The following is a 25,315-nucleotide window of genomic DNA, read 5'->3' on the forward strand; positions in this document are numbered from 1 at the left end:
AATCCTAGGAAGTGAATGTTTCCCCCTTCTTTAGGTTGACGACTTTTGTCTTTTCTTGACTTACTTCTACTTCTAGTTTTGCTAATTCTTCTTGTAACCTTTTGTGCACTGATTTCTCAAGCCATTCCCATTTCTGGTGTCCATCTATCAGTATCACTAAATCATCTGCCCACCTGGCGTATTCTATATGTCGGTATTTCCCCTCTTTAGTCACCTCTTTAGCCTTTTCTAGCATTTTATCTACCTCATTCAGGTATATATTGCTTAGTAAAGGCGAGATCGGCGACCCTTGTGCTATTCCTCGTTTTCCTCCTACTTTAAGGATTAGCTTGATCAAGTGCATGATTTCTTTATCATTTATCCTTCTGGCAATTTTCTCCATAAGAATATGATGTCGCACGTTATCAAAATAGGATTTCAGATCTACGTCAATACATTTTGTGTTGCCTTTGATTGCTGCTTTCTCTACTCTGTTTATTGCTTCATGCGCTTTTTTCTTAGGTCTGTACCCATATGATCCGTCCTGAAAGTCAGATTCAAATATTGGTTCAATTATTAGCTTTAGTGCACTTTGCACTATTCTATCCCGGATGCAGGGTATGTTCAACGTTCTGAGTTTCTCCCCAACTTTTGGTATTTCCTTTCTCCGGTTCCTATTTTGGCTATAGGTTTTGGTTATTAGTTCGTGTCTTATTTGCTGAAGATACTTTTCTAAGCCTTCTGCCTCTATCGATTTGAATGTTACCCCATCAATTCCTGGTGCCCCATTACTTTTCTTTGTTAGCTTATATGCTTCTTCTAACGCGAATTCTGGATTAAGGAAGGAAGTATAGGAAATAGAAGGCTTTTTGGATTTGATGGAATAGGAGATGAGAGTAGAAAAGATATGAACCAAGAAATCAACAGGGGATCTATGGCGAGTGTGTTCAATTTCTAGTCTATTTTTTAGGTAACCAAAAACAGTCTCAATGATAGACCTTTTTCTCAGTAAAATCTTCTCATTTAGCGAAATTAATGTATTTTTCATACCTTTTTTCACCTTGGTAACAAGTTTCAAACCTCGGTCAAACAGCTTCTGAAAAAGCTCTTTTGCAATATAACCTTTGTCACCAAACAAAAGGCCGGTTAATTTTTCCGTCAAATTTGGCACAGGTATCCTATCATCAACATTGTCTTTTGTTAGCGTAAGTGCATGAATTTCACCATTTTCATTGATTACCATATGTAATTTGAAACCAAAAAACCAGCCGTAAGTACTCTTGCTTAATTTTGCAATTCCAGCAAAAACTTTGTTTTTGGATATTCTTTTTGCATGACAAACTGCAATGGGAGTTGTGTCTATATATGAAATTCCAGTGTTTTCTGACTGTCCACAAAGCCAATGCAACAACATTGCTAAATGCCACAAAACCCTAGGCTTTAGAGCAACAAACCTGGTATATGAAGGCAACTTTGGAAACTCTGATTTGTAGAGCAACGTTAGGTAATGTAGATAGAAAGTTTTGAAATTTTTACACGGAGATTGTTGATATAGCAGGATTATTGTCATGATTTCAGAGTGCTCAATTTCCGTTGTTCTTGTGGGTTTTTTACCATTTGGCAGTAGTTTGCCTGCAAAATTTTTCTCTATATCTCTGCAAAAATCATCGACCAAACAAAACAGTTTTGTTATATCTTCCATGGGTAACCTCATCTATTTTTTTATAATTGCTGAGTTTACCCTGTTTTCTGCCTTTTCTATTCTCCTTTAATCCAGAATTCGCGTATCTAGTGTTGAGGTTACCATATGTGCTCAGCGTAAGATAAAACAAGAAAATAGTGGAATAACGCTTCAAAGTGGTACTGCCATCTGGTGAAATTGAAGTGTTAGCTACATCATTAATGGATGAACAAAAGTTTCAAACTGGAGGATTTAAGGAGTTATATTTTTTACGCTGGGGAGTTGAGACATTTTTTGCAAAACTCAAAGGAAGACTAAGTCTAGAAAATTTTACAGGAAAAAGTGTTGAGTCTGTTAAACAGGATTTTTGGTCAGCTATCTTTATTAGCAACCTAGAAAGTGTTATGACAGAAGATGTAGAAGAAGCGTTGAATATGGACTTAACCGATGATAAGCTTAAGAGGAGCATTAACAAATCTGTCTCATTTAACGCGATCAAAAACTTGGCTTTCGACATTTTTGCTACGGAATCAGATACTTACTGCATTATGGATCAATTATCAAAGCTATTTTTGATGAACACTTTGGCGGTAAGAAAGGGAAGGAAAGTTGATCGTCATAAGGTACCTTATCTTCGTTCGTTCAATTACCAAAAAAGGGTTAGAAAACACATATTTTGACTAGAGGTAGTATTCATATCTTCTGATAATAACTGGGTAGCTTATTGCTATAGCTCCTGTAAAATGACTTCTAAACAAACTATTTCTTAAGTAATTTACACTTCAGAGTTTATCTGCTTTAAAGTTTACTCTATTCTGTTTCAGCATTTGTCATAAATCCTTAATTATTTCTGACTTTTTAGTTCAGTTTTTAACCATTCTTTCCTTAACTTAATGGCAGTGAACCTCGTCATCCCGCTACTTGTTAGCGGGATCCCTTGTTAGCGGCTGAGATACCGCGAATGAATCGCGGTATGACGGTTCGCGGCGGTATGGACGTAGGAAAACCTTTCTTGGGTCAGCTATAGAGACTCTCATCTTTAGCGAGCTTCAAGGTAATTGGTTGCTATTTGCGAAAATATTCGCATAATTTAAGTAACATTACTTAATAAAAATTAACTATGGAGCTTAATAAGATTGCAGCATCGATTTTACTTTCTGGGCTAATCATTATGATAGTTAGTAATGTAGTTGATATGCTTTACAGTCCAGAAGAATATAAGATTGAACACCAAACGATAGTAGCTGCTGGCAGCAATGAGTTTCAGCAAAAAATCGAGCAAGTGGCGCTTGATATTGGAGCGCTCATGCAGAATGCTAGCTTTGAGAAAGGTAAATCAGCAGCAAAAAAATGTATAGCCTGCCATAGTTTTGAGAAAGGTGGAATGAATAAAGTAGGACCAAACTTATGGAACATAGTTGGAAATAAAAAGGCCCATCTTGGTAACTCATTCAATTACTCAAAAGCAATGCTTGAAAGAGGTGGAAAATGGGGGTATGAAGAGCTATTTGCCTTTTTAAAGAACCCAAAAGCCTATATAAAAGGTACACGTATGGCATTTGCAGGTATTTCCAATCCACAAGAAATTGCAGATCTAGTTAGTTATTTGCATCAATTGAGTGATAGCCCGGTTGCTTTGCCAAAGTAGTATGGATTATTGTAAATTGTTTGATGGAAATAATGGTCACATAGCATATCGAAAGCTACAAGGAAAGAAAGCTTCTGTAGTTTTTTTCGGTGGATTTGCATCCAATATGGATGGAACTAAAGCAACTGCTATTTACAAATTTTGCCAAGAAAATGACGTAGCACTTGTGCTATTTGATTATTTTGGTCACGGTCATTCAAGTGGTAATTTTATTGATTACACGATAAGTGATTGGCAAAAAAATTGTGCTAAAGTAATGAGTGAATTAACTAGCGATAAACAAATAATTATAGGTTCAAGTATGGGAGGATGGCTGATGTTGCTCACTGCCCTTCAATTTCCAGAAAAAATTGCAGCACTAATTGGTATATCGTCTGCTCCCGATTTTACTGAAGATTTGATATTCAAGCAATTGTCAGGCAAGCAAAAAGAAGAACTAGATTCTAAAGGTGTAATAGATTTTACTTCAGAGCATTGTACATACAAAATAACTAAAAATTTGATCGAAGATGGCAGAAAGAACCTTCTTTTAAACAAAAAGACAATAGATATAAACTGTCCTGTGCGCTTGCTGCATAGCATTAATGATAAAGATGTTCCTTATCAAACTTCATTGAATTTAGCTGAAAAAATTAAGTCAACCGATGTTGAAGTACACTTAATAAAATCAGCAGAGCACAATATGTCTGACAATCATTCACTGGAAGTTTTATTTAAGACCATTAGAGAATTTTGTAACCAGACTGCATTCTGTGATTTTTAGCAAAACACGATTTTTCATTTGAGCTTTCTTCAACTTAAAATAAATACAGAAAATTGCTGCCTATAGCTAAACTGACTTAGATTTACCGACAATTTGAAAAACCGTCATCCCGCTACGTGTTAGCGGCTGAGATACCGCGGCGGTATGACGGTTCGCACCATCACACTTTGGAACCTTACAGATATTGAGCAAATCCAATAATATCCTTGATTTCTTTTATATTATGGGTTGCAATTTCTGCTGCTTTCTTTGTGCCTTTTTTTAATATTTCATGTAAATGGAATTGGTCTTTTAAAAGATCATTCATTTTCTCACGTATGGGTGATATAACACTGATAATTAAATCAGCTAACTCTTTTTTGAAGTGCTTCATGTCATGTTTGTTCACTTCTTCACATACTTTTTCCGCATTTACATTACTAAGCACTGAATAAATGTTTATCAAATTGCTTATTTCTGGTCGGCACTTTAAAGTAGCAAAGCCTAGAATTGAATCTGTTTTTGCTTTTTCTATTTTTTTGACAATTAAGTCATCCGTATCATCAAGGTTAATGCACGAATGTTCTGAAGGATCAGATTTACTCATCTTGCTTGTGCCATCCCTTAAGCTCATTATCCTTGATGTGCAATCCAAAGTTAAGATTTCAGGTACGATGAAATAATCCAGCTTATAATGATTGTTAAAAGCTGATGCAATATCACGTGCAAGCTCCAAATGCTGTTTTTGATCATCACCAACAGGAACGTATTTAGTTTGATACAACAATATATCTGCAGCCATAAGTACTGGATAACTATATAATCCAAGAGAGGCTTTTTGTTTATCGCTGCCAGCTTTATCTTTAAATTGAGTCATGCGATTAAGCCAACCAATTGGTGTATAGCATCCAAGCATCCAGCCCAGTTCTGCATGACCACTAACTGTGGACTGACTAAAAATAATGGACTTTTCTGGATCTATTCCGCATGCAATATAAGCTGCTGCTGTTTTGAAAATATTACTTTTTAATTCACTTGCGGGAAGCTTATTTGCTGTGATTGCGTGTAGGTCGACAATACAAAAAAGAGATTTGTATTTATCCTGTAAGTCTATCCACTGTTTGATTGCACCAAGATAATTACCTAAATGTAGTACGCCACTTGGCTGGATACCTGAAAAGACAATACTTGTCATTATACATTTACCTCATGCTAATTGCTTCCACAATCAGCAGATTTCTTAGAAAGAATAACCATTGCAGGACGGAGCAACCTATTTTTGATAGTATAACCAGTTTGTAGCACTTCTACAATGGTGCCAGGCTTTTTTTCATTGTCTTCTCTTTCCACAACAGCTTGGTGTAAATTACTATCAAAAAGCTCACCAAGTGGATCTACTTCCTCTATTCCATGTTTTTTTAGATCATTTGTAATTTTTTGATAAGCTACTTTAATCCCCTCGTGAACAGGATCACCGTCTTTCAAAATTTCCATTACTCTTTTTAAATTGTCGCACGAGTCGATCATATCACGTGCAAGTTCTGTGACTGCGTAGTCACTTGCATCGCTAATTTGCTTTTGCATTATACGTTTGACGTTTTCATTATCTGCAACAGCACGGCGTAAATGATCTTCAAGCTGAACTGCACGTTCTTTTAATGTATTGAGATCTTCATTTAAATCATCAGTTTGCTTATGGTTATCACTTTGTTGGTCGTCACCTTTCTGCATACTTACCATATCAGCAAACTTCTTCTTTTTCTCCTTACTGCTATCTGACATATCATTACCCTTAAGAATCTAATAAATATATAACAATTAATCTGAAAATATCAAGTGCCAGCTACATTCGTCTTTCTATGCTCGCATTTAAAAAGTTAATTAAAGTAGTTTTATAAAAAGAATCAGAAAAAGTACTAATATCATTTTGTGCCATATTAATGTAGTGTCTAGCTTTTTCCATAGAAAGCTGAATGGCATTATGGTGATTAATATAGTGTAATGCTTGGTCAAAATTGTGTCTAGCTGAAGAAAAGCATTTTTCCCAGAATTTTTGCTCTGCTGGACTGCCCTTTTCGTATGCTATAATAGCAGGTAAGGTGACTTTACCTTCGAAAAAGTCTTTTCCGACTTGCTTTCCAGAAGTGCCTTGATTAGCAGTATAATCGAGCATATCATCAACTATTTGAAATGCCATACCAAAATTAAAACCAAAATTCTTTAGCCTCTCTGTTTCGTCATTTGTTGCACCAGATACTGTTGATGCAGCTTCACAGCATGCAGAAAATAAAGATGCTGTCTTTTCTCCAATGATATCAAAATAATTTTCCCTGACTGTGTGGGGGTCAAAGCGTGCTGTCATCTGCTTTATTTCACCCTTCACAAGTAAATGCGATGCTTTAGATAAAATAGAGAGAATATTTAAATTTCCACACTCTATAAGCCATCTAAATGCTAGAGTCAACAATAGATCACCAACTAAAATGCTTGATTTATTTCCCCAAATCTTATTCGCTGTTTTAACTCCATGGCGTGCCTCACTTTCATCGAGCACATCATCATGAAGTAAAGTAGCATTATGTATAAACTCTACCGATGCAGCAACGTTGATCCTATTCTCCCCAGAATAGTTTAGCATTTTACATATAATAAAAACTAGTTTAGGCCTTATTTTTTTTCCACCTGACCTAACAAGATGAGATATAATATCAGTAGCAAGCTTAGCATCTTCATCATTGACATTTTTGAAGATAAAGTCATTCATAGCTGACAAATCAGAAGATACAATATCGTCTAATTTATCGCTGTTTGTTAAATCAGTATTTAGCATTTTAAGAGACTTATGCCTCTTGCCCTTGTGCTTTCTCGTTCTCTACTTTCTTCTTTTCTGTTTTCTTTGGTTCTGTTTCTAAAGTTACTATGCCTTTTTTGATAAACCACAGTACTCTTTCAGTTGCCTGCGCGCCTACACTTAGCCAATGTTTTAATCTATCAGCTTTCACCACAACACGATTTTTATTGTCTTTTGGTAACATTGGATCATATTGTCCTATTTTCTCAATAAAACGCCCATCTCTTGGTGCTCGTGAATCAGCTACAACTATCCTATAAAAAGGGCGTTTCTTTGCGCCAAACCTCGCCAACCTTATTTTAACTGCCATGTTAACCTTTATTCATATATTAGCCACAATTTTATACAATGAGCCGTTTTAAGTCAAATGAATTATACAACTTTTGCACCTTCTAACGCGAATTCTGGATTAAGGAAGGAAGTATAGGAAATAGAAGGCTTTTTGGATTTGATGGAATAGGAGATGAGAGTAGAAAAGATATGAACCAAGAAATCAACAGGGGATCTATGGCGAGTGTGTTCAATTTCTAGTCTATTTTTTAGGTAACCAAAAACAGTCTCAATGATAGACCTTTTTCTCAGTAAAATCTTCTCATTTAGCGAAATTAATGTATTTTTCATACCTTTTTTCACCTTGGTAACAAGTTTCAAACCTCGGTCAAACAGCTTCTGAAAAAGCTCTTTTGCAATATAACCTTTGTCACCAAACAAAAGGCCGGTTAATTTTTCCGTCAAATTTGGCACAGGTATCCTATCATCAACATTGCCTTTTGTTAGCGTAAGTGCATGAATTTCACCATTTTCATTGATTACCATATGTAATTTGAAACCAAAAAACCAGCCGTAAGTACTCTTGCTTAATTTTGCAATTCCAGCAAAAACTTTGTTTTTGGATATTCTTTTTGCATGACAAACTGCAATGGGAGTTGTGTCTATATATGAAATTCCAGTGTTTTCTGACTGTCCACAAAGCCAATGCAACAACATTGCTAAATGCCACAAAACCCTAGGCTTTAGAGCAACAAACCTGGTATATGAAGGCAACTTTGGAAACTCTGATTTGTAGAGCAACGTTAGGTAATGTAGATAGAAAGTTTTGAAATTTTTACACGGAGATTGTTGATATAGCAGGATTATTGTCATGATTTCAGAGTGCTCAATTTCCGTTGTTCTTGTGGGTTTTTTACCATTTGGCAGTAGTTTGCCTGCAAAATTTTTCTCTATATCTCTGCAAAAATCATCGACCAAACAAAACAGTTTTGTTATATCTTCCATGGGTAACCTCATCTATTTTTTTATAATTGCTGAGTTTACCCTGTTTTCTGCCTTTTCTATTCTCCTTTAATCCAGAATTCGCGTTTATAGTGTCTCCATCTTGCAGACGTGAACATAGATTCCCCAGAATCGCCATTCCGGTTCTGTCTTCGCTTTGGTATATATCTTTCTTCTCAGGTCTTGTAATTTTGTTGGCATTTTTATCATTTTTACCTTTACCTCCCTTTTGTTAAAAGAATTCCTACTAGTAGGGTGCCTTTACTCCGTGAGAGTTACCTCATTTCTTCGCTACTACACACCCGTCCGCCACCCTCTCATCTTCAGTTCATTTCCTGTTTTCCAGTTATAGAACCTACCGCTCCAAGGTATTTCTCCTTGGGATGAGGAGGGCTTCTCCAATTGCTTTGTATGTCCTTATTATCATGCTATCACTATCACCCCGCCGAAGTAGATCAGTTGTATCAGTCATTTTTTTTAACTGTCTATGCTGCCTTCACCAGCTCGTGGTTGGCTCGGCCTTCAGTACGGCTATTTCAAGGCCACCTATGTGTTTGCTTTCGCTACAGCCTGATAACTCGCCATTATCCTACGATAACGTTGTCGGTAGGCTTCAACATTTTGGTTTCCCTCCACATTGCTACCCTAGCTACAGAACTCCGACTCTTATCCTGGTGGGGTCTGTCTCCCACTGAACATACTTGCCTTATCTGGAGACACTACGAGCCTAAAAGCTCAATCAGTTGTTCGGAACTTTCAGTATAATAAACCAGAGAAGAGAACCTTGCTGAACAACGATTCTTATAATCAAGGGGCGTGACGGTTCCTCTTCTCTGTGTGTCTTTAATATCACTACTTTGATATTTATAAAGACTTGTTCTTAACATATAAGGGAAGTGTCCTCTAGGTAAGATTGTGGAGTATTCGTTGTAGCATTTGGCTGTTCAATTACGCTAGTTGATTCTTTAGGTATACTATTTCCTTCAAAATTTCCATCTTTTTATTATGTTCTCTTTAGCATTTTGAGAGTGAATTATTCTAGTTTTGATATTTAAACGTTTTGTATCTGCTGTAATGATTTCACTTCCAATTTGCTATTCTTTACATATTGAATTGCAAGCACTAACGCTTTACTCCCAGAAGCTGTGGTACTGTAAGCTATATTTTGCAAAATAGCAGTTCTCCTGATATCTTTGCTATCTGAGACTGATTTCACACCTTTTGAAGTATTGATCACTAGATTTATTTTTCCATCTTTGAGCATATCAACTATGTGGGGTCTGCCTTCTCTCACTTTATTTACAGTTTGTGCAGCAATGCCATTATTATTCAGATAAGAAGCTGTACCTTTGGTTGCATATATTTCAAAACTCAGTTCTTTCAACATTCGTACAACAGGCAATATATACTCTTTATCATCATCTTTTACTGAAACCAGAGCTGCTCCTTCTGTTGGTAACTTGTATCCCGCAGCTATATGCACTTTTGCAAGTGCAGCTTCGAAAGATGAGTCAATTCCCATCACTTCTCCTGTTGATTTCATTTCAGGACCAAGTAGAATATCAATTCCCGAAAAGCGCGTGAATGGAAAAACAGCAGCTTTAACTGCAAAATGATTGAAAGGCTCGTTTTCCTGATTCAATTTTTTACCCAAAATAACTTGAGTGGCAAGTTTTGCAATAGGGATGTTAATTACTTTGGAAATAAAAGGAACTGTGCGACTAGCCCTTAGATTCACTTCAAGTATGTATACATCACTAGACCTCTTGCATAACTCGATTTCTGAAGGCAATTTTGTCGTCAAAGCTTGTCTGCGCTCCTCAAATACATTCGAGTATTCTGTGGTGCTCATCTGCACTTTTTCTAAAAATTTCTCATCACAAACAGGTTCTGCAAGAGGTCTATTCTCTTGAACAGCAAACTGAATGTTTATCAGACCTTTCACTTCTAGTGCAAGAGCTATTCTTTCAGTTTGTAGCTTAATCTCTTTTATTACTTCGTCACTCAATGTATTTGTCGGTATTGAGCATGTTGAATCACCAGAGTGGATACCAGCTTCTTCAATATGCTCCATGACCGCTGCAATGAAAACTTTTTCCCCATCACATACAGCATCAACGTCAACCTCAACTGCATTGACTAAAAATTTATCAAGAAGCAGCGAACCATGCTCAAAGATTTTAGTTTGATCTAAGACGTACTCTTTAAAGCTCTGAGTATCGTGTCTAATCGACATAGACTGACCGCCGAGGACATATGATGGCCTGACTACTAGTGGAAACCCCACCTTTTCTGCGTTGGTTAACGCTTCTTCTACTGAATGGCAGATAGAATTTTCAGGTTGTTTTAAATTAAGTTGCAAAGCAAGGTTTTTAAACCTCATGCGATCTTCTGCAAGGTCAATAGAATCAAACGAAGTTCCCAGAATTTTGAAACCTCTCTCGTTAAGCACTTTGGCTAACTTTAAAGGTGTTTGACCGCCTATTTGAACTATTACACCAACCAATGTGCCATTTTCTTGCTCTTTACTTAGTATTTCAAGCACATCCTCTGCAATGAGTGGTGCAAAATATAAACGATCAGCGGTATCGTAGTCAGTTGAGACAGTTTCGGGATTACAGTTGATCATTATTGTTTCATACCCCATTTCTTTGGCGGCAGAAGCTGCATGTACGCATGCATAATCAAACTCAATACCTTGACCAATGCGATTTGGACCACTTCCTAAAATGACAACCTTTTCTCGGTCAGAAATATTCGCCTCACATTCCGTTTTGTTTTCAACATCACCCTCATAGCAGCCATACATATAAGCAGTGCTCGATTCAAATTCAGCTGCACAGGTGTCTACGCGTTTATAAACTTGTTTAATGCCAAATTTTTTTCTTATTTCTTCGATTTGTTTTACTCGATCTCCAGCGTGTAACGCTGGCTGGATCCCAGTGTCACGCACTGGGATGACATTAGAGGGTACTGGAATGACAGAGGTAGGTCTATTACTTAACTTTGCTAATCTTGCATCTGAAAATCCCATTTTTTTCAGCTCTAACATTTCGTACGCAGTTCCAGGAAATCCATTTTCCTTGATTTTTTGTTCAGTTAATATAATTTGCTGTATATTTTGCAGAAACCATAAGTCATATCCTGTAATCGAATTTATTTCTTCTATGCTAATTCCGTGGCGCATTGCGTCAGCAGCAATCAGCAATCTGTTTGGTAGCAATTTTGCTAATTGAGATTTTACGTGATCAATATCAATGTTCTCAGGAAATACTTCATCAAGTCCTGTAAGATCAGTTTCAAGTGAACGAAAAGCTTTCTGCAGTGACTCATTAAAAGTGCGGCCTATAGACATTACTTCTCCCACTGATTTCATGGAGGTTGATAGTTCACAATTCGTTCCTTTAAATTTCTCAAACTCAAATCGAGGAATTTTAGTGACGATATAATCAATCACTGGTTCGAATGCTGCTGGTATTATTGGAGCACAGTCGTTACGTATTTCGTCGAGCGAATAGCCAATAGCAAGTTTAGTTACAACTTTTGCAATAGGATAGCCTGTTGCTTTCGAAGCAAGTGCAGAAGAGCGAGAAACCCTTGGATTCATCTCAATCACAACGAGGCTTCCATCTTCTTTAGGATTCACTGCAAATTGAACATTTGCACCACCGGCACTAACATCAATTTCTCTCAGCACTGCTATAGATGCATTTCTCATCTGTTGGTATTCTACGTCACGCAGAGTCAAAGCAGGAGCAACAGTTATGCTATCCCCAGTGTGCACTCCCATCGGATCAACATTTTCTATCGAACAGACTATTATGCAGTTATCTTTACAATCGCGGATAACTTCCATTTCATATTCTTTCCAGCCAATAATTGATTCATCTATCTGAACTTCATTTATTGGCGAAATTTTGAGAGCACTTTCTGCGATATTGAAAAACTCCTCTTTATTATATGCTATACCACTACCTGCGCCACCAAGAGTGAATGATGAACGGATGATTGCTGGTAATCCAACGTAGTCCAAAGCCTTTTTTATTTGTTCTTGATTTTTTATAATGATGCTTTTGGGGTATTTCAGTCCTATTCTATCCATGGACTGACGGAATAACTCTCTATCCTCTGCTTTTTTTATTGCTTCTCTATTTACCCCTATTAATTCTACATTGTATTTGTCTAACACTCCATCATCTGCAAGTTTTATTGCACAATTAAGTGCTGTTTGCCCGCCCATTGTTGGCAATATTGCATCTGGCATCTCCTTAATTATAATTTTCTCTATGATTTCAGGCAGTACCGGCTCAATATAAGTTGCATCAGAAAACTGAGGATCTGTCATTATAGTTGCGGGGTTGGAGTTAACTAAAATGACTTTATAACCTTCACTTTTTAATACTTTACAGCTTTGCGTTCCGGAATAATCAAACTCGCATGCCTGACCTATAACTATTGGGCCTGCTCCTATTACTAATATAGATTCTATATCTGTACGTTTTGGCATAATTACAATAACGGTCTTTATTCAAGTAATGTTACCAATCTTTCCTGTATATGTGAATTTTTATTAAACCTATTAGCTAATTACTTTTAGGCTTGACGCATAACTGTACGAACATTGCAATTTGCGTGGCAGATTCCAGTGCTTGACACACAGCTGTACAAACATTCATTTTTGAAGGTAAATTGCACAGCAAATGATGTCATTCAAGTAGCTGACACTGGTTCCTTTATGACGGCAGTGCCCAGAGGTGTCATCCCAGTCTGGGATCCAGAAAACTTAACTTTAAATAAGTGGCTGCATAATAAAGACTAGATTCCAGTGTCAAGCACTGGAATGACACCATAGAGGCACTGGGATGACATCCTTCCTAGTGGAGATTACTCTCAAATCACAATGTTCATACAGTTGTGGGCTTAACGGTATCTTTGCAGATACTATGGTAATTTATTCGGGAGATTTGCTGAGCGGTAAGATTTTTCCTGATACGCTGCAATCGTTAGAAGCTAATTCCACAAATTTATCTGTTAGTTCATCAGGTGACACCAATTCAGATCCAGGAAATGCCTGCTCACTACCCACAGGTCCTTCCGTGTATACAGCATTTGCACATAATTTTGTATGTTTTGTCTCAGATGCATATATTTTCACCATTATTTCCAGTGCAGCTTTACTTGCAGCATACGGCATCCAATATGGATAAGAGGAAGGAGAAAGTGTCACTTCTGAAGTCATGAATATCGCTCTTCCAGCATTAGACTTTTTTAGCATTGGATCTAAGTTTTTTAGTAAGTACCAATTGGCAGTAAAATTTGTATTCATTACGTTCTGTAGCTCTTCAATCTCACAGTCATGAATGGGGTTCAGTTTGCCTAAAATTCCAGCACACGCAACTAATATATCAAGTGCTCCAGATTCTGATAATTTCAGGCTTTCTATCATGTTTGTCAGTATCTTTACATTCTCAAAGTCTAAAAGATCAAGCTGAATTAGTTTCACAGAGCCTTCTTTAAATTCTTCAAGCTCTTCAATTTCATTATATAGTGGCCTGAGATTATCAAGAGATCTTGAAATCAGAATCACACATGCACCTTCTCTTATAAACCTTTTTGCAACAGCAGAGCCTATTCCACCTGAAGCTCCGGTGATTAAAGCTACTTTACCTTCTAACTTACCCATTTCTTTCTCCTTAGCGAGATCCATTGAAATATTTTAGCTGAAAATTGAATTTTGCTCCATATATAAAAATCAAACTTAGCATATAAAAAAATAGTAATGACATTACCACACCACCTAAACTTCCATATATCAAATCCAGTTGGTCAAAGGAAGCTTTTAAGTATTGCTTAAAAGCTGAAGCAGAAATCGTCCAAAGAATAACAGCTACACAAGATCCAGGAAATACGTCTGATAAGTTTTGTTTTATGTTTGGCAACATAAAATATAGCCAAGAGACTATCATAAAAAGTACAAATTCAATAAGTAAATACCTAGTATAACTTAGTCCCTGATAGGAAAAATCAATTAGCATTGGCACTAATGTAGAGAACACTATAGTTAGAGTTATAATAAGCGTGATCACTAAAAATTGTAATATACTGAGTACCCTTCTCCATATATAAGGCGGCGAAACCGGAATTTTATAAGCTTTGTTCAATACTGTTCTTAGCCCTTCAATTGTTGACGAGGCGGTCCAAATAGCACCTACAATTGCTAAAGTTAGTAAGCTTTGTGGCGGGCCTGATATTATCTCCCTAATACGCGGCATCAAAGATGATAAAATATCCTGTGGCATGTTATCAATGATAAATACCCAGCCAATGTTATACTGGTCTAAGAAATTTGCAGATGTTGACGCCACAGCCATTAAAACGATGAGAAAAGGAAATATCGATAACAGGATTAAAAATGACAAATACCCTGCGTGCTCCACTCCATCATTATAAATTGTGTCAATCAAAGCACGATAAAGGCAATAAACGATGCTGTAAAATTTCTGTAGCATGTAATATAAATGAACCAAGAAAAGTATTCTAAATGAAATAAAGGATACTTTTAAGCAAAAAAATCCTCACCGTTTACTTAAATTTAATCAAAGTGAAGGATAATCCAGCGTTAAATAGAAATTATCGGAGGCGTAATGAAAAATTTTCTTCTACTTGTGGCTTTAATTTTCTCCTTTGCGTTTGATAATGCTTTTGCTAGCAGTGTTACTGATGACGCAACGTCAAATACAATATGCAAAATAGTAGGCTATACTCACGGCATAGGTGGACCGATGATCACAATAGTAATAATTGGTGCAGCATTGCTTGCAATATTTGGCAGAATGCCGTGGCCAGCGCTTTTTGCACTCGGTGCATTTACTGCTGTGTTTTTTGGTGCGCCTGTAGTTGTTTCAAAAATAGTACCAGGCGGTGTGATTTGTAAAAATGGTGCAACTGCTTGCCCTGATGGTAAAGTATGGAATGCAACAACAAATACATGCAACTAGGCACTAAAATTTCAGAAAAACATTAGCTAAATGGTGCTCCTTAAAGGAGCACCATTATTCCACAATTGTATAAATGTTGTCCAAGTGAATAACACTGAGATCCGGGAATTTTTATAAACTGATAGGATGACAAATTTACTAGAACCCTTACCATTTACTCAAATTGCAGAATAATCTAACTTAGGATAGAAATGATTGGAGGGTATAATGAAAAATTTTCTTCTACTTGCGGTTTTAATTTTCTCCTTTGCGTTTGATGCAAATGCTGCAGATGCTTTTGTTGATACAAGTGATACAACATCATCAGTGATATGCAAGATAATAGGCTATACTCATGGCATAGGTGGACCAATGATCACAATAGTAATAATTGGTGCAGCGTTGCTTGCAATATTCGGCAGAATGCCGTGGCCAGCGCTTATAACGCAAATTCTGGATTAAGGAAGGAAGTATAGGAAATAGAAGGCTTTTTGGATTTGATGGAATAGGAGATGAGAGTAGAAAAGATATGAACCAAGAAATCAACAGGGGATCTATGGCGAGTGTGTTCAATTTCTAGTCTATTTTTTAGGTAACCAAAAACAGTCTCAATGATAGACCTTTTTCTCAGTAAAATCTTCTCATTTAGCGAAATTAATGTATTTTTCATACCTTTTTTCACCTTGGTAACAAGTTTCAAACCTCGGTCAAACAGCTTCTGAAAAAGCTCTTTTGCAATATAACCTTTGTCACCAAACAAAAGGCCGGTTAATTTTTCCGTCAAATTTGGCACAGGTATCCTATCATCAACATTGTCTTTTGTTAGCGTAAGTGCATGAATTTCACCATTTTCATTGATTACCATATGTAATTTGAAACCAAAAAACCAGCCGTAAGTACTCTTGCTTAATTTTGCAATTCCAGCAAAAACTTTGTTTTTGGATATTCTTTTTGCATGACAAACTGCAATGGGAGTTGTGTCTATATATGAAATTCCAGTGTTTTCTGACTGTCCACAAAGCCAATGCAACAACATTGCTAAATGCCACAAAACCCTAGGCTTTAGAGCAACAAACCTGGTATATGAAGGCAACTTTGGAAACTCTGATTTGTAGAGCAACGTTAGGTAATGTAGATAGAAAGTTTTGAAATTTTTACACGGAGATTGTTGATATAGCAGGATTATTGTCATGATTTCAGAGTGCTCAATTTCCGTTGTTCTTGTGGGTTTTTTACCATTTGGCAGTAGTTTGCCTGCAAAATTTTTCTCTATATCTCTGCAAAAATCATCGACCAAACAAAACAGTTTTGTTATATCTTCCATGGGTAACCTCATCTATTTTTTTATAATTGCTGAGTTACCCTGTTTTCTGCCTTTTCTATTCTCCTTTAATCCAGAATTCGCGTGTTAAGTGTTATAGCCGATTTTGCCTCAAACACAAAGGTGTCATCCCAGTGCCCAGACACTGGGATCCAGAAAAATTGTAAACAAACGCACTATACAACATTTTCGATCAAAAGCTGGATTCCAGTGTCAAGCACTGGAATGACACCATTTATTGTAAGGACTTACCTCACATTTACTCTATGGTCTTGCCGCTATCCTGAACAGATACGAATGAAAGTCTTTTTATATTTGTCTGAGCATCAAAGAGGTTTGATTGGTGTGATACGTTTTCTATCGCGCCTGGCTACAGTGCCCAGCGTCAAGATCTGATGAACAATGTTCGCTTGCCAGCTTTCGCTTCAATATTTGCACAATTGTGCTAGATCCCCTGCATAACCTGCTTTAAAATTTCCTCCTGCTGCTGAGTGTGAACACTAACATAACCACATGCAGGAGATGCAGCAGCAGGTCTTGCGATACACTTAGGTCTTTTTGCTTGAATATTGAGATTGGATAACACTTCCTCTATCAATGGGTTGACAAAAAACCATCCTCCCATATTTTTTGGTTCTTCTTGACACCATATAATTTCAGCGTTCTCGTATTTCTCAAGTTCACTGCTTAGTTTATCGGCCGGAAACGGATAGAATTGCTCCAAACGTATTACTGCTATATCGTTTATTTTTTGTGCTTCACATACTTCAATTATGTCGTAGTAAACTTTACCACTGCATATTACAACTTTACGTATTTTATCATTTAGAACCAAATCTGTTCTATATTCTGGGATTACCGTGAGGAATTTTCCTTCAAAGTCAGATAGGTTAGAAACTGCTCTTTTATGACGCAATAGTGATTTAGGTGTAAACACTACTAAAGGCTTGCGAAAGTCTCTGTGGATTTGCCTGCGTAAAGCATGAAAATAATTTGCTGGAGTAGAGCAATTAACAACTTGCATGTTATCTTCTGCGCAGAGTTGCAAAAATCTCTCTATACGCGCGGAGCTATGCTCAGGTCCCTGTCCTTCATAACCATGAGGCAGCAACAAAACTAGACCGCTTGATCGCAACCACTTTGTTTCTGCAGATGCAATAAACTGGTCGATCATAATTTGTGCACCATTTGCAAAATCACCAAATTGTCCTTCCCAGAGCACCAGTGAATATGGGGAATCAAGGCTATATCCATATTCAAAGCCCATTACAGCATACTCTGATAAAGCGCTATCTATGACCTCAAAGTGAGCTTGCTTTTCATTTATATTGTTTAGCGGAATAAACGCTTCTTCTGTTACCTGATCAACAAGCCTTGAATGACGGTGCGAGAAAGTTCCACGACCAGAGTCTTGTCCTGATAAACGCACTCCTATTCCTTCTGTGAGCAGTGATGCAAACGCAAGACTTTCGGCAGTTGCCCAGTCTATATTACTACCGGAATTTATGCTGTCTATTCTGCCATCAAGTATTTTTCTAACCTTATTGTTAATGTTAAAGCTACTTGGGATGTTGCTATTTATATGTACACCTAATTTTTTCAACTCATCTGGCGGAACACCAGAATCTGTATAGTATTCGCTCAAATCGTTCAACCTTGCCTTTCTTAATTTTGACCATACTCCACAAAACCAGTCAGCTTTTTTTGGAGTATAAGCCGCTGATTCAGCAAGACTTTTATCCAATCTTGCCCTGAACTCACTGCGCAATTTATTTACCTCATCACCACTTAATACTTTCTCTGCGATCAACTTCTCTTCATACAGTGTTCCTGGAGTTTTATGCTTTGATATTACCTTATACATGAGTGGCTGAGTGAAATTTGGTTCATCACCTTCATTATGGCCATATTTGCGGTAACATATTATGTCAATCACTACGTCCTTTTTAAATTTCTGCCTATATTCCATCGCCAGACTTGTAGCAAAACTCACAGCTTCTGGGTTATCTCCATTAACGTGAAACAATGGAGCTTCTATTGATTTTGCTACATCAGTACAGTAAAAAGAGGATCGCGCACAACACGGATTAGCAGTAAAACCAACTTGGTTATTAATAACAATGTGCACAATGCCATCTACCTTATAACCTTCAATATTGCTTAAGGTTAGAGTTTCAGCAACCACTCCTTGGCCGATGAAAGCCGCATCACCATGAATTGATATGCCAAGCACAGATCTTATATTCTGTTTTGCTCTTATTCTTCCAGCCAAAACCGGATTTACCGCTTCAAGGTGAGATGGATTAGGGCATAAACTTAAATGTATTTTCTTACCACTGGCAAGTGTTTGATCAGAAGAGTAACCAAGGTGATATTTAACATCACCGGACACCTCAAGACCACCTGGATATGCAAGATTGCCTTGAAATTCAGATAGCATTGCCGCATATTCTTTGCCCATAACTTTGGTTAGAACATTGAGTCGTCCGCGGTGAGCCATGCCAAGGACTATTTCTTCAATACCAAAAGCTGCAGAATCACTAATGATTCTCTCAATTGCAACAATAGCTGACTCTCCACCTTCGATAGAAAAACGCTTATATCCAGGAAATTTCATATGGAGAAATTGTTCGAACATCTCAGATTCAATTAAGTGCCTCAGTATTTCCTTTTTATCTTGTGAACTCAGCGTATAGGTTTGATTTTCGATCTTTTCCTGCAGCCACATTCTCTCCTCATAAGAGGAGATATGCATAAATTCAAAACCGATGTTCTTGCAGTAAATATCTCTATAGATTCCAGCGTCACTTGCCGGATATAGATTCGAATATTTCTGATAATCTACTTCCTTATTCACATTGAGTGATAACGGATTAAGATCCGCAAAAAAATGACCGTAAGATCTGAAAAAATTTGCTAAACTAGAAACTGAATCATCCACCTTAGTTACATGTTGTGCACCGCAGGTCTCTGCTTTATTAACTTCTAAATTGCTTGAAAAAATTCTATACCAATCCTCCCCGATTGATTTATCACCCTGCAAATAACGGCTATACATTTCTTCCACAAATTCTGCATTATCACCATAAAGGCAGCTTAAACTCGACATAATCACTATAAAAAGTATCAAATACTTATAAGTATAACTTAAGTTTTTTAAAAAAGAACTTTTTTAGTTTCTATACGTCATACCGCGATTCATTCGCGGTATCTCTTAACATAGATCCCGCTAACACGTAGCGGGATGACGATTGTCAGGGTGTCATTCCAGCGCGTGACGCTGGAATCCAGTTTTTATTTGCAGCCTACTTGACTCGAAGCTAAGTTTTCTGGATCCAAATAGTCAAGGCACTGGGATGACAAAAAAGGAGCACTGGAATGACAAAGCTATAGGTTGCAAGCGAGAAGTCATACCGCCGCGGCGCTAACAAGAGATCCCGCTAACACGTAGCGGGATGACGGTTGTCGTTTAGCTATAAACATTAAGAAATTTACTAAGCGAAAAAAAATGCAAAAGAAGCCCCGTGGTTGGCTAATTACTTACATTATACTTTCAAGTATGGCGTTTTTTTATTCTAAACGCTTAATAACCGTGATTTAGCTGCTTTTTAATGCAACTAACCTTTAGTCATAAATGTTTAAGAAATTTACTAAACAGAAAAAAAGACAAAAGAAACCCTAGGGTAGCTAATTATTCACTATCCATTTTTTAAGTTGGCGTTTTTTTATGTTTTAAATGCTTTATAAACGCAAATTCTGGATTAAGGAAGGAAGTATAGGAAATAGAAGGCTTTTTGGATTTGATGGAATAGGAGATGAGAGTAGAAAAGATATGAACCAAGAAATCAACAGGGGATCTATGGCGAGTGTGTTCAATTTCTAGTCTATTTTTTAGGTAACCAAAAACAGTCTCAATGATAGACCTTTTTCTCAGTAAAATCTTCTCATTTAGCGAAATTAATGTATTTTTCATACCTTTTTTCACCTTGGTAACAAGTTTCAAACCTCGGTCAAACAGCTTCTGAAAAAGCTCTTTTGCAATATAACCTTTGTCACCAAACAAAAGGCCGGTTAATTTTTCCGTCAAATTTGGCACAGGTATCCTATCATCAACATTGCCTTTTGTTAGCGTAAGTGCATGAATTTCACCATTTTCATTGATTACCATATGTAATTTGAAACCAAAAAACCAGCCGTAAGTACTCTTGCTTAATTTTGCAATTCCAGCAAAAACTTTGTTTTTGGATATTCTTTTTGCATGACAAACTGCAATGGGAGTTGTGTCTATATATGAGATTCCAGTGTTTTCTGACTGTCCACAAAGCCAATGCAACAACATTGCTAAATGCCACAAAACCCTAGGCTTTAGAGCAACAAACCTGCTATATGAAGGCAACTTTGGAAACTCTGATTTGTAGAGCAACGTTAGGTAATGTAGATAGAAAGTTTTGAAATTTTTACACGGAGATTGTTGATATAGCAGGATTATTGTCATGATTTCAGAGTGCTCAATTTCCGTTGTTCTTGTGGGTTTTTTACCATTTGGCAGTAGTTTGCCTGCAAAATTTTTCTCTATATCTCTGCAAAAATCATCGACCAAACAAAACAGTTTTGTTATATCTTCCATGGGTAACCTCATCTATTTTTTTATAATTGCTGAGTTTACCCTGTTTTCTGCCTTTTCTATTCTCCTTTAATCCAGAATTCGCGTTTAGGAAGGGGAAATATTTTGTTTGAAATATGCTTAAAGGTAAGCGCATTTAATTAACTTAAGAGGCGGGAAGTGACAAACAAAAAGTTATTGAATGACAAAATTAATGCTTTTTTAGTTTTAATAGTTTATATTTTAGCTCTGTATAACAGTAACGGATACTTTAAATGGGAGATGCTTTTTTGATGTCAATGGAATCTTCTAAGGGCAATAACGATAGAAATAAACAGTTTCTAGTGCAAATAGCTGCTTGGTTAGTAGACAACACTGGTTTAACTTTTAATCAAATAGCACAATGTTGCAGATTGGCCCTTGAAGAAGTACAAGACATAGCTGATGAGGAAATAGAAGTAGAAAAATATAACCCTATTATTTCTGGAATAATTACTGAAAAAGAAATCGATGATTGCAAAAAAAATCCAAATCGTGTACCAAATTTGATTATAAAAAATATAAAAAAAAGGAGTAAAGCGATTGGTAGCATTCTTGGCTTTGCCTCTACGGCAAGACGTAGAGATAAACCTGATGCGATTTATTATTTAGTAAAAAAATTTCCTATCTTGGACAATAACGTTATAGCTAAATTAATTAGTACAACAAATTACACAGTTGAGCAGGTAAGAGATGGATCTCATCATAACATGCAAAATATAAAACCCCAAGATCCTGTACTACTCGGCTTATGTAGTCAAGAAAATTTAGAAGCAGAAGTGGAAAAAGCAAAAGTAGAAGAGGAGAAGCAAGAAAGGTTAAAAAAAATATAAAGAATAGCTATTGAAAATCCTCAAATTTTTGTGCTTTGTTAACATTAAATTAACTTGACTTGCTAGTGTTTATTAGTATAATGTAAGTAAAGTACGGGGTTTAATGATAATTAAGCTTAATACGCACTGAAACTAACTCAGCCTAATTTATTATCTTATAGTCACATTTTAGGTTAGTAAGCATCAATTAAAATTTTTGGAGGATTATGACAACAATCAATGAAGATGTTTTGGCAAAAGGAAAGGTTACAGCTCAACCTGAAAAAAGTGAGCAAATTTACAATAACGATACAGTAAAACAGATGGTTAATGAAGGTACTGAGAAAAACAGAAAAACATTAGATCTGAGCGAATTAAAAGAGAAAACAGCAGAAGAATTGTTAGAGTTAGCTGAAGAAAGAAAAATTTCAACTAACGGTAAAAGCAATGGTAGAATGCTAAAGCAGGAAATAATATTCAGCTTAATGAAAAAAATGAGTGAAGAAGGAGGCATAACCACAGGGAGTGGAATAGTGGAAATATTGCCTGATGGTTTTGGTTTCTTACGTTCAGCAAGTGCAAATTATGCCCCAAGTACCGATGATGTTTATATTTCTAACGGGCAAATAAAGAAGTTTAATTTACGTACAGGAGATATGGCATATGGAGAAATAAGGCCACCTGGTGATAAAGAGAGATATTTTACTTTAACTAAGGTTCAAAGTATAAACTCTACTGAAGTAAGTGAATTAAGAAAGTACGTCCATTTTGATAATTTGCTTCCTCTTTATCCTGAGGAAAGCATAGTACTTGAGTGTAATAATGGTGATGATAAAAAAGGCTTAAGCATGCGTGCTATAGATATAGTAGCTCCTCTTGGAAAAGGGCAAAGAGCGTTAGTAGTTGCTCCACCTCGCACAGGAAAAACTGTATTGCTTCAGCAAATGGCTAACTCTATAGCTATAAATCATCCTGAAGTAGAATTAATAGTGTTACTTATAGATGAAAGACCTGAAGAAGTAACAGATATGATACGTTCTGTAAAAGGTGAGGTAGTAAGTTCTACGTTCGATGAGCCTGCTTACCGTCACGTACAGCTTGCTGAAATAGTAATAGAAAAAGCTAAAAGAATGGTTGAGCATAAAAAAGATGTGGTAATTCTACTTGACAATATTACTAGACTTGCACGTGCTTATAATGCGGTTATTCCTTCGTCTGGGAAAGTTCTAACTGGTGGTGTAGATTCAAACGCACTGCAGAGACCAAAACGCTTTTTTGGAGCAGCTCGTAATATTGAGAATGGGGGTTCTTTAACTATAATCGCCACAGCTCTTATAGAGACTGGTTCAAAAATGGATGAAGTTATTTTTGAAGAGTTTAAAGGTACAGGAAATGCTGAGATCATACTTGATAGAAAACTTTCTGATAAACGTATATTTCCAGCTATTGATATTACAAAATCCGGAACAAGGAAGGAAGAGCTATTAGTTGATAAGGCTATACTAAATAAAATATGGGTGGTGCGTAGGATACTCAATCCTATGGGACCCGTTGAAGCAATGGAATTTTTACGTGACAAACTACTTTTAACAAAGAGCAATGCTGACTTTTTTAACTCCATGAATCACTAAAAGTAAGCCAGTTATGATGGATATGCTGAGCAAAAAGTAAAACGCTCTTATAGCTAAAATAATTCGGATTTACCAAAATATATTTATAGTTAAGTTGGCAATCTACCTCAAGTTAGCGCGTGACACTGAAATGACACCCTTGGTGGCAGATAGCTAAAGGAAAATATCAACTAGGTTTATAATCTATCACTACCGTGTTTGCAATTTTGTCGTGAAAAGCTTCTTTATGTTCATCACCTACTGCACATACTAAAACTAAGATTAGTATAGCTAAGAATAAAATGGGATTACAAAGTGATATGCAATAAATTATAAAAAGAGCTATAGTCCTTTTCATTGCTTACATTGTAGTGATTGACTCAAATGTATCTTTGTCTTTTACACGCATGCTAAATAACAAGTGTCCTGGAGTGCCGCCAAATTTTACTAGCATGAATATATGAAATATACATGGTATCATTAAAAATAAAGAAAATATAATCGTGGTGATTACAATTATTGCACCCATGATCCCTTGTATTGCGTGTGTAAGTGAGAAACCCACCGCCATTAAACCAAATGGTATTGCAATAAATAAAATACAATCAACTATAAATGCTAGAACACGTCTTGTCATCGTTGAGTAGTTTACTTTTTTATCCATGTACTACCTATAAAGAAAAATATCAACTAGGTTTATAGTCTATTGCCACTGTCTTTGTAATTCTATCATAAAAAAACTGCTTGCGTTGGTTAAATACTGCATATATAAAAATTAGTATTATAGCTATAATTATAGTTATGGAGACTAAGTTTACTGGAAGTAAAAACCACCATTCATAAGGGTTATCAAGAGATTCGTTTATAATGCCCACAATAACTATAAAGCTCAATACAAATAAGCTAGGCACTTTAGATAAAACATACCTAGTTGTTGCTTGCACTAGAGTAATATTTTCAAGCATATTTGCATCTTTTATACAAATACAGCACAGCAATTGCCCTGGAGTGCCACTGAACCTCCTTACTATGAATACTCCGAATATTATTGATAGCAAAAAGCACAGGCATATAGTCAACAGTTTAGATCCATCAGGATCAAAAACCATCTTTGCAAGAGAAAAAAAAGACTAAAGAAATTCCTGTAATAATAAAAAGGTCAATAATATATGCTATTACACGCCTAGTTATTCCCACATAGTTTAAATTTAAGTGGCATTCTTCAGGTTTTTTTGCAGTTTTATCATATACTGCTGTTTTTGCAATTTTGTCGTAAAAAGTCTGTTTGCGTCGATCAAATACTGCAAATATTAAAACCAAGATTGGTAAAATAAAAAACCAACCAGAAATATAGCAAGGTACACATAAAAACACTTTAAAAGTACTTCTTATTACTCCTTGCATTAAAGCAACATTTTTAGGTGTATTTGCATCTTTTATATATATACCACATAACAATTTCCCTGGAGTCCAGCCAAGTTTTATTATCATTAATACTTCTAATACTATATATATTAATGCTTCTAGTACTTCATTTTGCACTGAAGGGGCTGTCTCAGTATCAGAAAAGAAATCGCTAAAAAAGTCAGCATAGGGTTTACCTGATAACATGAACAAAATGAATAAATAAAAGGCTAGAAATATTATTTGGTCAACTACATACGCTGTAACGCGTTTAGTAAATTTCGCATAATTTACTTTAACACTCGTTTCAGTATTCATATACGCCTCACTTATGTTTCATAATATCATCATATAATATAAAAATACGTTATTAAAT

General features: G+C 36.2%; 23 protein-coding genes and 3 pseudogenes. 7 read left to right on the top strand and 19 right to left on the bottom strand.

The window, feature by feature from the left end; translation table 11 throughout:
* Positions 1 to 4 precede the first annotated feature (4 nt).
* The 3 genes and pseudogenes from OPR17_RS06065 to OPR17_RS06075 all read right to left on the bottom strand — a co-directional run bounded on the left by OPR17_RS06065 (position 5) and on the right by OPR17_RS06075 (position 1,835).
* Positions 5 to 577 (bottom strand): reverse transcriptase domain-containing protein, encoded by a 573-nt coding sequence (locus tag OPR17_RS06065; RefSeq protein ID WP_265022184.1) that lies wholly within the window; start codon positions 575 to 577, stop codon positions 5 to 7.
* A gap of 240 nt (positions 578 to 817) precedes the next feature.
* Positions 818 to 1,681 (bottom strand): annotated as a pseudogene (locus OPR17_RS06070) (IS982 family transposase); the annotation flags it as partial.
* On the bottom strand, positions 1,644 to 1,835 hold the full coding sequence (locus tag OPR17_RS06075; RefSeq protein ID WP_265021511.1) for a hypothetical protein: 192 nt from the start codon (positions 1,833 to 1,835) through the stop codon (positions 1,644 to 1,646). The pseudogene OPR17_RS06070 and the gene OPR17_RS06075, both read right to left, overlap by 38 nt.
* Between OPR17_RS06075 and OPR17_RS06080 the strand changes: the two are divergent.
* The 3 genes and pseudogenes from OPR17_RS06080 to OPR17_RS06090 all read left to right on the top strand — a co-directional run.
* A pseudogene (locus OPR17_RS06080) lies at positions 1,834 to 2,340 on the top strand (transposase); the annotation flags it as partial. The gene OPR17_RS06075 and the pseudogene OPR17_RS06080 overlap by 2 nt on opposite strands.
* 440 nt (positions 2,341 to 2,780) lie before the next feature.
* Positions 2,781 to 3,308 carry a c-type cytochrome gene (locus OPR17_RS06085; protein WP_265021512.1) on the top strand — a complete coding sequence of 176 codons (528 nt, stop codon included), beginning with the start codon at positions 2,781 to 2,783 and terminating at the stop codon, positions 3,306 to 3,308.
* 1 nt (position 3,309) lies between these two features.
* Positions 3,310 to 4,071, top strand: coding sequence for an alpha/beta hydrolase (locus OPR17_RS06090; RefSeq protein ID WP_012673268.1), 762 nt, complete (start codon positions 3,310 to 3,312; stop codon positions 4,069 to 4,071).
* Positions 4,072 to 4,246: 175 nt separating this feature from the next.
* Here the strand turns inward: OPR17_RS06090 and trpS are convergent, their stop codons facing one another.
* The 9 genes from trpS to OPR17_RS06135 all read right to left on the bottom strand — a co-directional run bounded on the left by trpS (position 4,247) and on the right by OPR17_RS06135 (position 14,682).
* Positions 4,247 to 5,245, bottom strand: coding sequence for a tryptophan--tRNA ligase (gene trpS / locus OPR17_RS06095; RefSeq protein ID WP_265021513.1), 999 nt, complete (start codon positions 5,243 to 5,245; stop codon positions 4,247 to 4,249).
* Positions 5,246 to 5,262: 17 nt separating this feature from the next.
* Positions 5,263 to 5,832 (bottom strand): nucleotide exchange factor GrpE, encoded by a 570-nt coding sequence (locus tag OPR17_RS06100; protein ID WP_265021514.1) that lies wholly within the window; start codon positions 5,830 to 5,832, stop codon positions 5,263 to 5,265.
* Positions 5,833 to 5,893: 61 nt separating this feature from the next.
* Positions 5,894 to 6,880, bottom strand: a complete 987-nt coding sequence (locus OPR17_RS06105) for a polyprenyl synthetase family protein (protein WP_265021515.1) — start codon at positions 6,878 to 6,880, stop codon at positions 5,894 to 5,896.
* 10 nt (positions 6,881 to 6,890) lie between these two features.
* Positions 6,891 to 7,211, bottom strand: a complete 321-nt coding sequence (gene rpsP / locus OPR17_RS06110) for a 30S ribosomal protein S16 (RefSeq protein WP_006279266.1) — start codon at positions 7,209 to 7,211, stop codon at positions 6,891 to 6,893.
* Positions 7,212 to 7,273: 62 nt separating this feature from the next.
* On the bottom strand, positions 7,274 to 8,176 hold the full coding sequence (locus OPR17_RS06115) for an IS982 family transposase (RefSeq protein WP_265021516.1): 903 nt from the start codon (positions 8,174 to 8,176) through the stop codon (positions 7,274 to 7,276).
* A complete protein-coding gene (locus OPR17_RS06120; RefSeq protein ID WP_265021517.1) occupies positions 8,139 to 8,312 on the bottom strand; it encodes a hypothetical protein in 174 nt (57 codons plus the stop codon). Before OPR17_RS06120 ends, OPR17_RS06115 begins: the two co-directional genes overlap by 38 nt.
* A gap of 912 nt (positions 8,313 to 9,224) precedes the next feature.
* On the bottom strand, positions 9,225 to 12,680 hold the full coding sequence (gene carB, locus OPR17_RS06125; protein WP_265021518.1) for a carbamoyl-phosphate synthase large subunit: 3,456 nt from the start codon (positions 12,678 to 12,680) through the stop codon (positions 9,225 to 9,227).
* A 444-nt stretch (positions 12,681 to 13,124) separates the two neighbouring features.
* Positions 13,125 to 13,880, bottom strand: coding sequence for an SDR family oxidoreductase (locus OPR17_RS06130; protein WP_265021519.1), 756 nt, complete (start codon positions 13,878 to 13,880; stop codon positions 13,125 to 13,127).
* Positions 13,867 to 14,682: a YihY/virulence factor BrkB family protein gene (locus OPR17_RS06135; RefSeq protein ID WP_265021520.1), complete on the bottom strand. Its 816-nt coding sequence runs from the start codon at positions 14,680 to 14,682 to the stop codon at positions 13,867 to 13,869. The genes OPR17_RS06130 and OPR17_RS06135 overlap by 14 nt, the downstream gene beginning before the upstream one ends.
* 135 nt (positions 14,683 to 14,817) lie before the next feature.
* Here OPR17_RS06135 and OPR17_RS06140 point away from each other — a divergent pair, with 135 nt between their 5' ends.
* A complete protein-coding gene (locus OPR17_RS06140) occupies positions 14,818 to 15,171 on the top strand; it encodes a TrbC/VirB2 family protein (protein ID WP_265021521.1) in 354 nt (117 codons plus the stop codon).
* 207 nt (positions 15,172 to 15,378) lie between these two features.
* Positions 15,379 to 15,591: pseudogene (locus OPR17_RS06145) on the top strand (TrbC/VirB2 family protein); the annotation flags it as partial.
* On the opposite strand, the gene OPR17_RS06150 reads toward OPR17_RS06145, so the two are convergent.
* The 4 genes from OPR17_RS06150 to OPR17_RS06165 form a co-directional block, all read right to left on the bottom strand.
* A complete protein-coding gene (locus tag OPR17_RS06150; protein ID WP_265021522.1) occupies positions 15,590 to 16,474 on the bottom strand; it encodes an IS982 family transposase in 885 nt (294 codons plus the stop codon). The pseudogene OPR17_RS06145 and the gene OPR17_RS06150 overlap by 2 nt on opposite strands.
* A 442-nt stretch (positions 16,475 to 16,916) precedes the next feature.
* Positions 16,917 to 19,580 (bottom strand): 2-oxoglutarate dehydrogenase E1 component, encoded by a 2,664-nt coding sequence (locus OPR17_RS06155; RefSeq protein WP_265021523.1) that lies wholly within the window; start codon positions 19,578 to 19,580, stop codon positions 16,917 to 16,919.
* 600 nt (positions 19,581 to 20,180) lie between these two features.
* Positions 20,181 to 21,098, bottom strand: coding sequence for an IS982 family transposase (locus tag OPR17_RS06160; RefSeq protein ID WP_265021524.1), 918 nt, complete (start codon positions 21,096 to 21,098; stop codon positions 20,181 to 20,183).
* Positions 21,061 to 21,231, bottom strand: a complete 171-nt coding sequence (locus tag OPR17_RS06165; RefSeq protein WP_265021525.1) for a hypothetical protein — start codon at positions 21,229 to 21,231, stop codon at positions 21,061 to 21,063. The genes OPR17_RS06160 and OPR17_RS06165 overlap by 38 nt, the downstream gene beginning before the upstream one ends.
* A 142-nt stretch (positions 21,232 to 21,373) precedes the next feature.
* Between OPR17_RS06165 and OPR17_RS06170 the strand changes: the two genes are divergently transcribed.
* Together OPR17_RS06170 and rho are read left to right on the top strand one after the other, a co-directional pair.
* The gene (locus OPR17_RS06170; RefSeq protein ID WP_265021526.1) at positions 21,374 to 21,946 is read left to right on the top strand and encodes a cell cycle transcriptional regulator TrcR; all 573 of its coding nucleotides are present in this window, start codon (positions 21,374 to 21,376) and stop codon (positions 21,944 to 21,946) included.
* A 206-nt stretch (positions 21,947 to 22,152) separates the two neighbouring features.
* Positions 22,153 to 23,556, top strand: coding sequence for a transcription termination factor Rho (gene rho, locus OPR17_RS06175; RefSeq protein WP_007549497.1), 1,404 nt, complete (start codon positions 22,153 to 22,155; stop codon positions 23,554 to 23,556).
* 340 nt (positions 23,557 to 23,896) lie between these two features.
* Here the strand turns inward: rho and OPR17_RS06180 are convergent, their stop codons facing one another.
* From OPR17_RS06180 to OPR17_RS06190, 3 genes are read right to left on the bottom strand one after another with little or no spacing between them, the layout of a single operon-like run.
* Positions 23,897 to 24,199 (bottom strand): RDD family protein, encoded by a 303-nt coding sequence (locus OPR17_RS06180; protein ID WP_265021527.1) that lies wholly within the window; start codon positions 24,197 to 24,199, stop codon positions 23,897 to 23,899.
* 22 nt (positions 24,200 to 24,221) lie between these two features.
* Complete coding sequence (locus OPR17_RS06185; RefSeq protein WP_265021528.1) at positions 24,222 to 24,644, bottom strand: RDD family protein; 423 nt, start codon at positions 24,642 to 24,644, stop codon at positions 24,222 to 24,224.
* The gene (locus OPR17_RS06190) at positions 24,634 to 25,257 is read right to left on the bottom strand and encodes an RDD family protein (protein ID WP_265021529.1); all 624 of its coding nucleotides are present in this window, start codon (positions 25,255 to 25,257) and stop codon (positions 24,634 to 24,636) included. The genes OPR17_RS06185 and OPR17_RS06190 overlap by 11 nt, the downstream gene beginning before the upstream one ends.
* Positions 25,258 to 25,315: the final 58 nt, after the last annotated feature.

This window comes from Wolbachia endosymbiont (group A) of Icerya purchasi, from assembly GCF_947251635.1.
Taxonomy (GTDB): Bacteria; Pseudomonadota; Alphaproteobacteria; order Rickettsiales; family Anaplasmataceae; genus Wolbachia; species Wolbachia pipientis.